Annotated in this window: 11 protein-coding genes and 1 pseudogene; 6 read left to right on the top strand and 6 right to left on the bottom strand. The window is 65.0% G+C overall.

Translation table 11 applies throughout. The features are described from left to right. Positions 1-12: 12 nt before the first annotated feature. Both PARHAE_RS20665 and PARHAE_RS20660 read right to left on the bottom strand, forming a co-directional pair. Positions 13-2,166 carry a hydantoinase/oxoprolinase family protein gene (locus PARHAE_RS20665; RefSeq protein ID WP_241232922.1) on the bottom strand — a complete coding sequence of 718 codons (2,154 nt, stop codon included), beginning with the start codon at positions 2,164-2,166 and terminating at the stop codon, positions 13-15. 123 nt (positions 2,167-2,289) lie between these two features. Further along, positions 2,290-4,083, bottom strand: coding sequence for a sigma-54-dependent Fis family transcriptional regulator (locus tag PARHAE_RS20660; protein WP_126156374.1), 1,794 nt, complete (start codon positions 4,081-4,083; stop codon positions 2,290-2,292). Between the two features lie 407 nt (positions 4,084-4,490). Between PARHAE_RS20660 and PARHAE_RS21485 the strand changes: the two are divergent. The 3 genes and pseudogenes from PARHAE_RS21485 to PARHAE_RS21475 all read left to right on the top strand — a co-directional run. Then, a pseudogene (locus PARHAE_RS21485) lies at positions 4,491-4,823 on the top strand (transposase); the annotation flags it as partial. Continuing rightward, a complete protein-coding gene (locus PARHAE_RS21960; RefSeq protein WP_277600693.1) occupies positions 4,809-4,994 on the top strand; it encodes a helix-turn-helix domain-containing protein in 186 nt (61 codons plus the stop codon). The pseudogene PARHAE_RS21485 and the gene PARHAE_RS21960, both read left to right, overlap by 15 nt. Continuing rightward, positions 4,994-5,392: a hypothetical protein gene (locus tag PARHAE_RS21475; protein ID WP_206437046.1), complete on the top strand. Its 399-nt coding sequence runs from the start codon at positions 4,994-4,996 to the stop codon at positions 5,390-5,392. The genes PARHAE_RS21960 and PARHAE_RS21475 overlap by 1 nt, the downstream gene beginning before the upstream one ends. 420 nt (positions 5,393-5,812) lie before the next feature. On the opposite strand, the gene PARHAE_RS20645 is transcribed toward PARHAE_RS21475, so the two are convergent. Beyond that, positions 5,813-6,874 (bottom strand): YihY/virulence factor BrkB family protein, encoded by a 1,062-nt coding sequence (locus PARHAE_RS20645; protein WP_126156372.1) that lies wholly within the window; start codon positions 6,872-6,874, stop codon positions 5,813-5,815. A 668-nt stretch (positions 6,875-7,542) separates the two neighbouring features. Here PARHAE_RS20645 and PARHAE_RS20640 point away from each other — a divergent pair. Both PARHAE_RS20640 and PARHAE_RS20635 read left to right on the top strand, forming a co-directional pair. Next, complete coding sequence (locus tag PARHAE_RS20640) at positions 7,543-8,199, top strand: SRPBCC family protein (RefSeq protein ID WP_126156371.1); 657 nt, start codon at positions 7,543-7,545, stop codon at positions 8,197-8,199. A gap of 3 nt (positions 8,200-8,202) precedes the next feature. Then, positions 8,203-9,372 (top strand): zinc-dependent alcohol dehydrogenase, encoded by a 1,170-nt coding sequence (locus PARHAE_RS20635; RefSeq protein WP_126156370.1) that lies wholly within the window; start codon positions 8,203-8,205, stop codon positions 9,370-9,372. A gap of 247 nt (positions 9,373-9,619) precedes the next feature. Here PARHAE_RS20635 and PARHAE_RS20630 read toward each other — a convergent pair whose 3' ends face one another. Together PARHAE_RS20630 and PARHAE_RS20625 are read right to left on the bottom strand one after the other, a co-directional pair. After that, complete coding sequence (locus PARHAE_RS20630; protein WP_241232921.1) at positions 9,620-10,729, bottom strand: iron-containing alcohol dehydrogenase; 1,110 nt, start codon at positions 10,727-10,729, stop codon at positions 9,620-9,622. 174 nt (positions 10,730-10,903) lie between these two features. Continuing rightward, positions 10,904-12,124 carry a helix-turn-helix domain-containing protein gene (locus PARHAE_RS20625; RefSeq protein ID WP_126156369.1) on the bottom strand — a complete coding sequence of 407 codons (1,221 nt, stop codon included), beginning with the start codon at positions 12,122-12,124 and terminating at the stop codon, positions 10,904-10,906. A gap of 298 nt (positions 12,125-12,422) precedes the next feature. Between PARHAE_RS20625 and PARHAE_RS20620 the strand changes: the two genes are divergently transcribed. Continuing rightward, positions 12,423-13,298 carry a recombinase family protein gene (locus tag PARHAE_RS20620; protein ID WP_126156368.1) on the top strand — a complete coding sequence of 292 codons (876 nt, stop codon included), beginning with the start codon at positions 12,423-12,425 and terminating at the stop codon, positions 13,296-13,298. Between the two features lie 15 nt (positions 13,299-13,313). On the opposite strand, the gene PARHAE_RS20615 is transcribed toward PARHAE_RS20620, so the two are convergent. Further along, the gene (locus PARHAE_RS20615; RefSeq protein WP_126156367.1) at positions 13,314-13,709 is read right to left on the bottom strand and encodes a PIN domain-containing protein; all 396 of its coding nucleotides are present in this window, start codon (positions 13,707-13,709) and stop codon (positions 13,314-13,316) included. Positions 13,710-13,917 lie beyond the last annotated feature (208 nt).

The following is a 13,917-nucleotide window of genomic DNA, read 5'->3' as shown; positions in this document are numbered from 1 at the left end:
ATCTTCCTCCCCTCAGACTTCTTTCAGGTGGAACAGGCGGTGGCCGTCCAGGAATGTCTCGAAACCGCCGGGCACGACAAAGGTGGTCGCGTCGGATTCGATGATCGCAGGCCCCGTGATGCGGTTGCCGGGTTGCAGCGTCTCCATCTGGTAGAGCGTCGCGTCCACCCATTTCTTGTGGCGGTAGAACTTGCGGGTTCCCAGCCGGGCTTCTTCGGGCGGGGTCTCCGGTCCGAGCTCTTCCTTCGGGATCTTCGGCTTCGGGATCGGCACGGTGCCCCGCATGATCGCGCCGGTCACCGAATAGCCGAGTTCCGGCGAACGGGCCGAAGCGGCGTAGACACGGCCGTAGGTCTCGTTGAAGGCGTCGACCAGCTGGTCCCAATCTTCGGCGGTGTGGGCCGCCTGAACGGGGGAATCGATTTCCAAGTCGTTCAGCTGACCGCGATACTGCATGCGGAAGCCCGGCTGCAGCGTCACCTTGTCGGCGGAATAGCCGTTGATCTGGAACTCCTCCAGAACCCGCTCTTTCAGCTCCTCCCAGGCGCCCTGCAGGACTTTGGCCTGCTCGGCTTTCTGCCCGGCTTCGGCATCGACCGCGATGTTGATGTCCAGCGACTTGTCGTAGCGGTACTCGAAGTCCGCCGCTGCGCAGCCGAAGGCCGAGAAGCCTGCGGCCCATGCGGGGACGATCACGTCCTCGAAGCCCAGACCTTCGGTATAGCCGTAGGTATGGACCGGACCCGCGCCGCCATAACTGAAGCAGACGAAGTTGCCCGGCGTCGAACCCTTGCCCGAGATCATCGAGCGCAGATAGTCGCGCAGCTCGCTGTCCAGCAGTTCGATCACGCCCGCAGCGGCATCCTCGACCGACAGGCCGAGCGGGTCCGCGATCTGCTCCTTCATCGCCTTGACCGCCCGGTCACGGTCCAGCTTGATCTGGCCGCCCAGAAAGTTGTCGGGGTTCAGGTAGCCCAAAATGACGTGGCAGTCGGAAATCGTGACGGTCTCGATTCCCGAATCCGCCCAGCAGACGCCGACGCGATAGCCCGCGCTGTCCGGCCCCAGCTTGATCGCCTTGGTATAGGGATCCAGCCGGATGAAGCTGCCGGCGCCCGCACCGACCGAGTCCATCGCCACCAGCGGCAGCGACAGCACCAGCCGCGCCATGTCGGGGTCGTTGCGGATGGTCAGTTCGCCCTGGGTGATCAGCGCCACGTCGAAAGAGGTTCCGCCGATGTCCGAACAGGCGATGTTCTTGTAGCCCAGCACCTCGCCCAGATACTTGGCGCCGATCACGCCGCCGATCGGGCCGGAGGAGATGGTGCGTGCCAGTTCCTTGGCCTTCCACGAGATCGTGCCGCCATGCGTCGCCATCACGCGGAAGTCGAACTTGGACCCGTTCTCCTTGAAGGCGGTCGAGATCTTGTTCAGCGTCTGGCGCGACGGCTCGGCCGCATAGGCTTCCAGGATCGTCGTGTTGGTGCGATGGGTTTCCTTGCGGACCGGGTAGTAGTCGGTCGAGGCGAAGACGGGGATCGTCTTGCCCGCGGCCTCGATCTCCTCCATCACGATGTCGCGGACGCGCCGCTCGTGCGCCGGGTTCTTGTAGCTGTGCAGCAGTGAGATCACGATCCCGTCCACGTCCTGCGCGATCAGGTCGCGGGCGGCGCGGCGGGCGTCTTCCTCGCGCAGCGGGATGACCACGGTGCCGAACATGTCGATCCGCTCCATCACGCCGCGGGTTCGGTCACGCGGGACGAGCGGCTCGTCGTAGTAGTGGGTGTTCAGGTGGATGCGGTCTTCATAGGCAAAGCCCAGATAGGCCTGGATGGCGCGGCCCATGCGGTGGAAATCCTCCATCCCCGCATTGACGATCAGCCCGCATTTAAGCCCCTTGCGCTGCACCACGCGGTTCAGCATCGCGGTGCCCGAATAGACGCCCGTCTGGATCGAGCCGAGCGCGTCCTCCAGCGACAGGCCCCAGTGCTCCAGCCCCTCGCGGCTGGATTCGATGAGGCCGAGCGCCTCGTTCTCGGGGGTCGACTGGGCCTTGCCGACGACGAAGTCGCCATCGCTGTCGACAAAGAAGGTGTCCGTCATCGTGCCGCCGGCATCAATGCCCAGCACCTGCACGGTCCGGTTGCTCTTGTGGTCCAAAGCCAATGTGAGGTCCTCCCTTTCCTCGGGGCGGCGCAGGGCCGCCCGGTAAGGTCAGAGTGGAATCATCGCGGTCGGCCCGGTTGTCCGATTGTCGGATGGACCGACGGACATGCTGCGGACGCGAAATCAGCCCCGGCGGGGTCGCGCGATCCGATAGGCGTCGAGCTTGAGGTAAAGGGTCGAGCGCGCGATCCCCAGACGCCGCGCGACCTCGGTCATGTTGCCCTGCGCGCGTTCGATGGCTTCCAGGATCTGGGCGCGCTCGCCGTCGCGCAGGGTGTCGCCTTCGCGTGCAGGCGCGCGGCTGAACTCGGGCGGCAGGGAACGGTGGTCGATCAGCCCGTTCGGTGTCACCGCCAGCAGCAGATCGACGAGGTTCGACATCTCGCGCAGGTTGCCCGGCCAGTCATGGCCGGTGATCGCCGCCAGGGCCGCCGGCGTGAAGTTCAGGCTGCGCCCCACCCCGGCCTTCTGCCGGGTGATGGCGCGCAGGTGCGGCACGATTTCGTCGCGCCTGTCGCGCAGGGGCACAAGGGCGATGCGGGCCACGGCAAGGCGATAATACAGGTCGCTGCGGAAGCGCCCGGCCCCCGCTTCGTCGCCCAGCGACCGCGTCGAGGTGGCGATGATGCGCATCCCTGCCCCCGCCGCCTGCTCGACCAGTCCCAGCAGCAGCTTCTGCGCGTCCAGCGGACAGGCCGCCGGGCTTTCGAGGCAGAGCGTCCCCCCAGCCGACGAAAGCTGATCGACCAGCCCCTCCGCCAAGTCGCGGCGCAGCCCCTCGGCCGTCAGCATCGCGCAGTCCAGCCGGACAAAGGGCAGGTTGGGATCGCTGCCCGCCTGATGGATCGCCTCGGCCAGCGTGGATTTCCCGGCTCCCGTCTCGCCCTCGATCAGGATTGGCAGATGCGAACCCGCAAGCCGCGCCGCCTGCGACGAGATCCGTGCCATCACCTCGCCCACCTGACCGATGGTTTCGAGGTCCAGCCGGGATGGGACCATGGCGGGGCGGCTCTGGCGCTTGCTCAGCAGAAGGCCAATCCCCCCGCCGCCGTCGCGCATCACCTCCAGGTCCATGCCCGGCAGCAAGCCCTGCAACACCGGGACCATCTGCTCATCGGGCTGGTCCATGAGGTCGGGCAGTGCCGCGCGCAGCCGGTCCAGCGCTCCGTCGTCGTCGAAGGCCCGCAGGAAGTTGTCTGTGGACAGGACGTTCAGGCCATATCGGTCCAGCATGGCCATCGGCGCGTTGCCACGCCGCAGCCGGCGCCGGTCGGCGGTCTCGGCCAGCTTCTCGCGCTCGACCATGAGCATCTGGCGCAGCATGGTTTCAGCCTGCACCGCAAGGATGGCCGAAAGCGCGCTGGCATCCGAGCGCAGGGCGTCGGCCGGCCAGGACACATCGACCACGCCCAGAATGCGTTCCGTCACCGGATCGCAGACCGGCGTCGCCGAGCAGGACCAGCGCTGGATTTCTTCCGAGAAATGTTCCGCCCGGAAGACCTGCACCGGCATCCCGGTCAGCAGCGCCATGCCGATCGCATTGGTGCCGATATCTTCTTCGCGCCATCTGCCGCCCGTGTGCAGATGGTTCTCGCGTCCCATGTCCAGGGTGTAAGGGTCGCCGACCTGGTCGATCACGAGTCCCTCGGGATCGCAGAGCAGGATCATGTTGCCCGAGCGGTTCAGAAGGTAGCCCGCCTTCTGGACCGTAGGCTGGGCAGCCCGCATGAAACGGCTCGACCGGAGCCGCGCCTGCTGGACGTCCGGCTCTGTCAGCACGGGCGCCTGCTTCAGCCCGTCTCGCGCCAGGCGTGAACTGCGCTGCCATGAGGCGATGATCTCGGCGCGGGCGGCTTTCGGCACCCGGCCCATGGCACGAAAATTCTCCCAGTCCTGTTTGGAAACGCTGTTCGGCATCGTTCCTCCTCGCCAAACCAGGCACCTCCCCTGCCCGACGGAACGCTAACACGCGCGTGCAAGGCCGTCAGCCGCGACAAAAGAAGGTTACATTTTCCCAAGGTCATTCTTGCAAGTCGCGTCAGCGCCTGTTGTCCGAAAATCGGACAGATCGGACAGATCGGACAATGCGCGGACATGTGCAGCCTTGGGCGATCATGACCCATGATCGCGCCCGCAGCCCTGTGCCCGAGTCCGAGTTCGCCCTGGTCACGTTCATGCTTCTCGCGCACCATGGGCTTTTCACGCACCATGACCTTGTTGCACGAAGGCTGCCCCGGATTCACATCGCGGGTCCAGCGACATAGCTGAGCGGCATGTCCAAGCCCGCGCCTATCCGCTACCGCACCCTGAACTGGTCGTCCTACAGGCGGCGCGGCTGGCGCAAGGTGAACCTGGCGGTGGACGAGGCGACGCTCGAGGTGCGAGCGGTCGAAATCACCGGCAGCGGCGTCGGCGACGCACCGATGCTGCCCGGCCTGTTGTCGCAGATCCCCGAGGGCGAGCCGATCGCCTCGGTGACGGCCGACGGCGCCTATGACGGCCGCGCCTGCCGCGACGCCAACGCCGACCGTGGAGCAGAAGCCATCATCCCGCCCCGGCGCAACGCCAAGCTGTTCTTCAACATCCTGGCGACCTTTGCCGAGTTCGAGGCAGACCTCATTCGGATGCGGACCCGGGAGGGCATGGCCGTGGCCCGCGCCAAGGGCAAGCTGCGCGGCAAGAAGCCGAAGCTGTCGGAGCGCCAGCAGCAGGAACTGCGGCGCATGTATGACACCGGGGAGTATTCCATCAGTGATCTGGCAGAGGTGTTTTCTATCTCCCGGCCGACCGTGTACCGCACCTTGGGCCGGCAGGCGGCGGCAGCGTGATGACGGATGATCCGAAGCCTCCACGCCCACCCTCGCTGAAAAGCGAGGCCCGCCAGACAAACTGGCGCCGCACCAACCTGCCGAAGTATCAGGCCCATCTTGCTGTTCAGCGGGCGCTTATGTCCGGCGCACTGGAAAAGCAGGGCTGCGAGGTCTGCGGCGCAGCCAAGGTCGATGCCCACCACGACCGATACGACGAACCCTTGAACGTGCGGTGGCTATGCCGCAGCCATCACGTCAAGCTGTACCTAATGGGTTTCATACTGCAGAATCGACTAACTGCCGCGTTCAAAGTCCGATTAAAAGAAGCAGCAGCTCTCATTCAACGGAAAAATGGCCTCGCCTTCAGACAAAACCCAGACCCATACCCGGGCATGCACAACATTTACGGGTATTAGGCTTGCTGCAATGCGGACTCCTTCCTCGGGCGGTAACTGCGTGTTCAAGTTGCTGGCCAGACAGTTGCTCCTCCCAAAGACCGCTGCCTGACCTGCGCTGAATGTATCGCGGATAACCGCCCCGAATGCCTATCCATTTTGGTAGGTCTGCGTCACGCCGGACCGGCGTCTGAAAGGTAGTTGCGGAGATGCTTTGGAAGGCCTGTCACCATAGCCAAGCTGAAAAACTTCGGTATCCGGCAGTCCAATGTTGGGAGCGGAGCAATACCAACCTGCCTACGGTCGCGGCTGGATGAAAGTTCAGTGATAGGTCAGTCCCCACCTTCATATAGCGTTTGCTTCACACCGAAGACGCACGTGACATAAGGATAAGCCGCTTCGACCTTGGCAGACCCGGCATTCAGCCGACGGACAGCCATCTCAGTTGCGAACGCTCATCTTCCGAAGCTTCCACAAGCTGGCCCCAAGAAGGATGATTGCCATGATGGCGTCCGACTTGGGCGACGGCGCGACCTCCGTATCGTTCCTTGCCGTGGAGACCCCGACCGGACCGGCGGTCCGTGTTCCGTCGCTTTCATGTACCGACTCACCTGGCGGCGGAGTGTCAGCCTTTACAGCGTTGCGCTGGCCCATCGGTTCGGGGGCACCCGTGGTCGTGTCCTCGGAGGTCTGCTGTTCGATCTCGGCGTTCAGCTCCGCTCCGGCCAGCACGATGAAGGCCGACAGCCACATCCAGGTCAGCAGCATGATGACCCCGCCCAACGTCCCGTACGTCTCGGTATAGTCGTCGAAGTTCTGGACATAGAGCGAGAACGCCGCGGTGCCCAAAATCCACAGGACCGTGGCCGCCACGGCACCGACGCTGACCCACCGCCACTTGGGATCGGCGCGCGACGGACCAAAGCGATAGATCGCCGCCAGCCCGATCATGGTCAGCACCGCCATCAGCGGCCATTTCAGCCATTCGGCGGCGGTCTCCAGCGTCGGTGACAGCGGCAGGAAGGCGATGACCGACGGCAGCACGATCAGCAGCGCGATCGCGACCGCCAGGCCCAGGATGGCGCATACCGTGATCAGAAGCGCGCTGAGATACAGCTTGATGAAGCCGCGGCCCTCCTCTTCGTCATAGGCGATGTTCAGCCCCTCCATCAGGGTCATGACGCCCTTCATGGCGCCATAGATCGCGATGGCCAGACCAAAGGCCGCGACCAAGCCGGTCGCCGTCTCATCGCCGCTGGTGACCTTCAGGACCTGTTCCTGCAGCACCGCCCCGGCGCTTTCCGGGATCAGGGCCATGACCGTGTCCAGCTGGCTTGCGATGTCGGCGGGGTCCAGCACCAGACCCGCGATCGAGATCAGCGCGGCAAGGGCCGGGAACACCGACAGCAGCGCATAGAACGCGATGCCCGCCGACACGACCGAAATGTGGTCGCTGGCGATCTCGGTCTTCACGCGAACAAGGATCTGCTTCCATTCCTCCATGGAAAATCGTGTCGGAGAGGCTGTCCCCTTTTGGTCTGTCGAAAGGGTCGTCTTGGTACGGGGCACGTGGTTCTCCAGCGCTGTAATGGGCAGTGTCGGCAGGTCCGCAAGCTCACGAATCTGTCATCTGTGCAGACGTAAGGCGATCACCGCGACCGGGGTTCCTTGCGCAATCTATGCCCTGCCCGACCGTTGCCCTGTCGCACCGTTCCGCCGCCGCCGATGATCGGACAGAAACGGGTGACCTGTGTCTGCCCGGCCTGTCCCCGACTGCTGTCGCGACCGGGGGGGTGCCGCTGCCAGGCCATGGGTGACGTGGCCTCCCGTGGCGGGTGATCAGGCAAAGAGCTGGAACATTCGCGCCATCCCCTTGTTGGACCCCTGCTCGATCACGGGCCCAGAACACAAGGAAAGGCCCGCCCATGCATCGTCGTCCCGACACGCCACCCCTGGTTCCCGGCACCGCGCGCAGGTCGCGGAACCGCGCCTGATGCGCCGTTACGCCGCCGCACACGCTGCCCCCGACGGCGTCCAGCCACCACTCAGCCTGCTGGATCGCCGGAACCAATGCCCCCGCAACCAGACGCCGCCCATGCGGGCCATCTGACCGAACACCATGATCGCGGCGCCGGACCATCGGTGCCGCACAGCTTTGGGAAAGGACCGTCATGCCCCATCATGATCATCTCGACCACATCCGCCACACGCCCCGGCCGCCCGCATCCGGCATCGGACTAGGGGCGGTGCTGGGCATCTTCCTGGCCGCCGCCGGAACCGGCTATCTGCTGACCCGCCAGCCCGAACGGCGTCCCGCCGACAATGCGCCCCGGCGCACTGCCAAGCACGCGCCGCCGGGCCGCTTCGCGCTGTCCGGCCGCACCGTGACCATCGCCCGCCCCCGCGACGAGATCTATGCCTTCTGGCGCCAGTTCGGGAACCTGGCCGGCGTGATGGAGAACGTCCGCGCCGTCTCGACCGAGGGCGACGTCACCCGCTGGACCCTGCGCGGCCCGGGCAGCGACATCACCCTGCGCACCCGCATCACCGAGGATCGCCCCGGCGACGTCATCGCATGGGCCTCGACCGATGGCTCGGACATCGAGACCACCGGCCGGGTGCTATTTCGCGATGCGCCGGGCAATCGCGGCACCGAGGTCACCGCGCTGATCGCCTATGTGGCGCCGATGGGCGCGCTTGGCCGCGTCGTGGCCAAGCTGTTCCAGGCGGACCCCGCGATCCAGGGGCGCCGCGACCTGAAGCGCCTGAAGATGTTCCTCGAGACCGGCGAGATCGCCACCCCCCTCAACCGCAGACAGGAGGCCTGATCCATGCGCGCACTGACATGGCACGGCAAGCACGACGTCCGCGTCGAGACGATGCCCGACCCCCAGATCGTCAACCCCCGCGACGCGATCATCCAGGTCACCTCGACCGCCATTTGCGGGTCCGACCTGCACCTGTTCGACGGGGTGATCCCCGGCATGCAGGCGGGCGACATCCTGGGCCACGAATTCATGGGCCGGGTCGTCGATGTCGGCCCCGGCAGCACGCTGAAAGTCGGTCAGCGGGTCGTGGTGCCCTTCACCATTTCCTGCGGGTCGTGCTTCTTCTGCCAGCGGGCGCAGTTCTCGGCCTGTGACAACTCGAACCCCGCCGACAAGCAGGACCTGACCGAAACCATGTTCGGCCATGCGGCGGCGGGCCTGTTCGGCTACAGCCACCTGACGGGCGGCTATCCCGGCGGACAGGCGGAATATGTCCGCGTGCCGTTTTCCGACGTGGGCCCAATCGTCATTCCCGAAGGCATGGACGATGACGACGTCCTGTTCCTGTCCGACATCCTGCCCACCGGCTGGATGGCCGCGGACAATGCCGACATCGAAGCCGACGACACCGTCGTGGTCTGGGGTTGCGGCCCGGTCGGGCTGTTCGCGATCCAGGCCGCCCGGCTGATGGGTGCGGCCCGCGTCATCGCCATCGACCACTATCCCAACCGCCTGGCCCTGGCCCGCAGGATGGGGGCCGAGGTGATCGATTTCAAGCAGACCTCGGTGCTGGAGGCGGTCATGGAGATGACCGGCGGCATCGGCGCCGACGCGGTCATCGACGCGGTCGGGATGGAGGCGCACGGCTTTGCCCTGGACACGGTGATGGACAACCTCAAGCAGGCCGTGGGCGTCGGTGCGGACAGCGGCCACGCCCTGCGCGAGGCGCTGATGGCGGTGCGCAAGGGCGGACGCGTGTCGGTCCCCGGCGTCTATGGCGGCTTCATGGACAAGTTCCCGCTTGGCGCGCTGATGCAGAAGGGGCTGCAGCTGCGCACCGGACAGACCCATGTGCAGGCCTATACCCACGACCTGCTGCGCCGCATCCAGGAGGGAGAGCTGGACACGACCTTCATGATCTCTCACCGCCTGCCGCTGGAGGAGGCCGTCAAGGGCTATGAGGGGTTCCGCTGGAACCAGAACGACTGGACCAAGGTCGTCCTCAAGACCTGACGCCCGTTGCGGCCGCCGGCAGGCATTGCCGGACCGGAACCGCGTCCCCGGATCGTCGTGCCCCTTGCCCGGGCGCCGCGATCCGGGGACAGTTCTTCCCAAATACCTGCCGCACTCCACCTCGGCGTTCACCCGCAATGGGGGTTCCTGCCCCATGAATTGGACGATCGCCAACTTTCTGCGCGCGGCGGCTATCGAGGACTGACCTGAGGCTGTCACGCCTTGTGCTAGGAATAGCCAAAAGCGTTCAGAACGCTTGCCGGTACATTGCCAACGCATCGGCTTGGGTCACTTTGACAGGGTTGTTCATCAGCAATCGCGTCTGCAGCATCGCATCCTCGGCCAGGCGTGGGAGACTGTCCTCCGGGATGTTGCAATCACGCAGCCGCCGGGGGGCGCCGGAACGGTTCATCAAATCCTCCATGAATACGACGAATGCCGTTGCGCGTGCGTCGACGCTGATGATGGATGCGCCAAGAATAAGGTCGGCCAATTCGGCATAGAGGGGCGCTGCGACCCGCATGTTATGGCGCAGCACAGGACCCAGCATTAGCGCATTGGTCAGGCCGTGCGGCAGATGAAAATGTCCTCCAAGCGGATAGGCAAGGGCGTGAACGGCTCCGACGGGACTGTTCGAGAACGCCTGACCGGCCAGTGTCGCCCCCAACAGCATCGCCTCGCGTGCCTGTCTGTTCTGGCCATCGTCACACGCGGTGATCAGGTTCGCAGCCATCAGGCGCAAGGCTTCCTTTGCCAGGAGGTCAGACAGAGGATTCTTTCTGAGCCTGCCGGTGAATGCTTCGATTGCGTGCACCATCGCGTCGATCCCGGTGGCCGCGGTCTGCAGGGGTGGCAGGCCAATCGTCAGTTGGGCATCCAGCAAAACGCGATCGGCGTATAGCTGTCGTGCAATGATCCCCATCTTCGTGGTCGCGCCGGTGGTCAGGATCGTGATGTTCGTGACCTCGGAGCCTGTGCCAGCAGTCGTCGGCACCTGAACCAGCGGCACCCGCGCGCCAGTCACCTTTCCGATGCCGCACATGTCGGCCAGTGACTGATCCGAGGAGATCATCACGGCAGCCAGTTTCGCGACGTCCATGGACGAGCCACCGCCGAACCCCATGACGATGTCAGAGCCTGCATCCTTGGCCATCGTCGCGCACGCGATCATCACATCTTCAGGCGGGTCGGCGACGACATCATCGAAGATGGTTATCTCGAACCCTGCCGACTGCAGCGATGCCTTGGTGGGATCCAGAAGGCCGGATTGATGCAGAAAGTGGTCAGTAACGATCAGCAGCTTGCGCTGCTCAACCACTCCGACAGCAATGTCCCAAGGCGCTGCGCGCCGCCCCATTCTACCAGCATTCCAGCTACCGTATCGTAACTGAATGGTCCAAGCTCCGAATTCATTGCTGCGCGCCCTCCTTAACTAAGTCTTTCACACTCGACGTTCTTGGTTCCGCCTTAAGGATACATCTACCGCACAGCGTGCGTCTCCAGACATGCAAAGAACTGACCACTGCAGGATCTACTCTTCTTTCCGCTGCCTGCCCCCCGCCCGGCGCACGACATCATCCAGGCCCGACATCGCGGTATCCAGATCGGCCATGATCCGGTCCAGTTGGCCCTCGTCTCGTCCTCCCTTCATTCGCTCCAAGGCAGTGATCGGCTTCAAGCGTTCGCTCGGCCCGCTCGGCCCCTCACGGCTGGCGAACACACCGCCACGAACAGCCCCTGCCCCTCCTGCATGGCCCATCCGCGCGGCAAGGGACGGCAGCGCCCAGAACCGCGAGGTGCTGCGGGCGGTGAGGTTGCTGAGGCAGCCGGCATCGACGAGCTCGCCGATCAGCGACAGGGCCGTCCGGCGCGTCACGCCCAGATGATCCATGACCATCGCTGAGCTGACGACCGGCTGCGCCCTTAGATAGGCGATCAGGTCGCCAAGGCGCGACCGCCCATGCGCAGAAGACGTCATGGCCGAGAGACGCCCCAGCTCATGGCGCAGGGTCCCCAGATGACCGAGATCATGTGAGAGGCTCCGCGTGGCGGCCTTTAGGAACGTGGCCAACCCGGTCATCGGCGACCAGACCCGGAAGCCGGTGCGGGTCAGCGATACGGATGGCGGCACGATCCACCCGGCCACCGCCGGCATCAGCAGGCCCCCTGCCCTCTCGTCCAGATCATCGCGGCCAGCCCTTCGATCAGGAGACAGTCCCTGCAGGTGACGTGCGGCACCCTCCACGGTCATGAAGATCAACCGCTCGGCCACGGGGCTGCTGCGCCGGGAGCGGAAGGCATAGCTGGCCGCCGCGCGCCATCCCGCTAGGATCGGAACCTGGGACCAGGCGCGACCAGCCTCCACGACCAGGGGCAGTTCCGCATCCTCGAGACGATCGCCCTCATCGCGTGTCTGCCCGATGGGTGCGGCGGCTGCTTCGATCCGGCGCAGGGCCGCGACCGGCGCGCCGAACGGATCCCCGGGTCGCCGGATGACGGTCAGAACCTTCAGGGCCATCTCGGCCGCCCGGGCATCCTCGTCCATCGCGGTGCCGCTGATGAGACGCAGCACCATCCCCTGCGTGGAGATCCGCTCACCTTCAAGGCCGACCGAGGCGGCAGCCTCTAGAAGGCTCGTCTCCATCCGCCACAATGCAGCCAAGGAGGGGTCGGCCAAGAGAATGCCCTCAACCCTCGCTGCGTGGGTCTCGGCACTCAGAAGAAGCGATCCGATATCCATCTGATTATCCATGATTATGCCGCAGACAGTTTAGCATAAAAGCAACTTTCTTCAGTTGCCTAGTACTTTCCAAAACGGGTCAAAATCTTTGTCATCCTGCCACTCTGGCAGATGAGATCCCGAGGGCTCCCGAATACGGCCCCGAGAGCGCACGAAGGCGCCAAATTCCGTTCCCTGCTGAACGCAAAGGATCTGGGTATCTGTACAGCTACCGCAGATACCGGTGTTGCATCTGTTCACAAACGACCGTTTTCTCCTGCCTTGCGAATGTGTATAAACGCGCGCAAACAGCCCCAACCCGGAACCCTCCATGCCGCTCATCGGCTATGCCCGCGTCTCGACCCTCGAGCAGACGCTCGATCCGCAGTTGGTAGAACTGCGCCAGGCCGGCTGCGCCTTCATCCATGAGGAGCACGCCTCGGGCGCCGACCGCACCCGCCCTGCCCTCGCGCGGCTTCTGGCCCAGATCCGGTCCGGGGATACGCTGGTGGTGGTGCGGCTCGACCGGCTGGCCCGTTCGCTGGCGCATCTGCTGCAGGTGATCGAGACGCTGGAGGCGCGGGGTGCGCATTTCCGCTCGCTGGGCGATCCCATCGACACGGCCACGCCGCAGGGCCGCTTTTCGCTGCAGGTGATGGGAGCGGTGGCGGAACTGGAACGCGCGCTGATCCGCGAGCGGACCAAGGCGGGGCTGCGCTCGGCCCGGGCGCAGGGGCGAGTGGGCGGCAATCCGGCCCTGCGGGCGGGCGACCGCGAGGCGATCCGCAAGCTGCGCATGGCGCGCGACGAGACCTATTTCCGCAAGCTGGAGGCCTCGGCCGATGACTGGCTGCCGCTTGTGCGGCGGCACCGGCCCGGCATGGCTTGGGATGACCTGGCAAGGTTGGTCCAGGCGCGCAGCGGCCAGGCATGGTCGGTGGAAAAGCTGAAGCGTGCGGCCAAGCGCTATGTCCGGGACGGGCTGCTGCCGGACACGGTGCTGGAACGAGCGCCGCGACGGGATGCCGATGACCGGCTGCTGGCCATCGTCGTCGGCATGCGCCTGGCTGATCCCGGCCTAACGCTGGCCGGCATCGCCGAACGGCTGGAACAGATGCGCGAACGCACCCCGCGCGGCAGCACGAAGTGGTACCCATCAAGCGTGCGCGCTCTGCTGCGAAGAGCCGCGAAAAAGGGGGTGGGGTGAGGCGGCATCGAACGATCAGGTAAATTCAGGCACCATCGTCCTGCCCGGCCTTGTCCGCGGCCTGCCGGTCGAAGCTGAACGTCGCCCGGCAGCCCGCATCGCGGGTGCCAGAGCGATCAGATGTTCCGAGAACTCTACCCCGCCCTGACGGTAACGCTCGACGGCCAGCCCGACGCGGTCGGCATGTTCGACCACCATCTCCTGCGCAGAAAGCAGGCCGTGGAGGGCGCGGGCGATGTCGGTGCGCGGCAGCCGGTAGGCCCGTTCCAGAACCCAGACCAGATCCAATAGAACCTCGCGGCACAGCCAGGCCGGGTATTCGTCCGTCAGGTTCGTGAAAACGACATTGGCTTGTGCCGTTTGCTGGAAATCTTCCGGGACAAGGAAGCGAACAGGTACATTGGTGTCCAAGGCAATCCTTGTCACCCATACCTTAGCCATGGCGCGGCGTATGGTGACCTAAGCGGCGTGATCCATAAGCTCCTGATCGGCCCCGCCTCGTCCCGAAGGTAGCGTACAACAACTAGGGCGTGTTGACGTTTGAGGATTTCCAAACTGATCGCTGGCTGATTCAAGGCTGCCAAATGGGAGGCAACCTTGATCCGCACGACGTTGACCG

This window comes from Paracoccus haematequi (assembly GCF_900631945.1).
GTDB lineage: Bacteria > Pseudomonadota > Alphaproteobacteria > Rhodobacterales > Rhodobacteraceae > Paracoccus > Paracoccus haematequi_A.
This window is presented reverse-complemented; position numbering and strand designations above follow the sequence as displayed.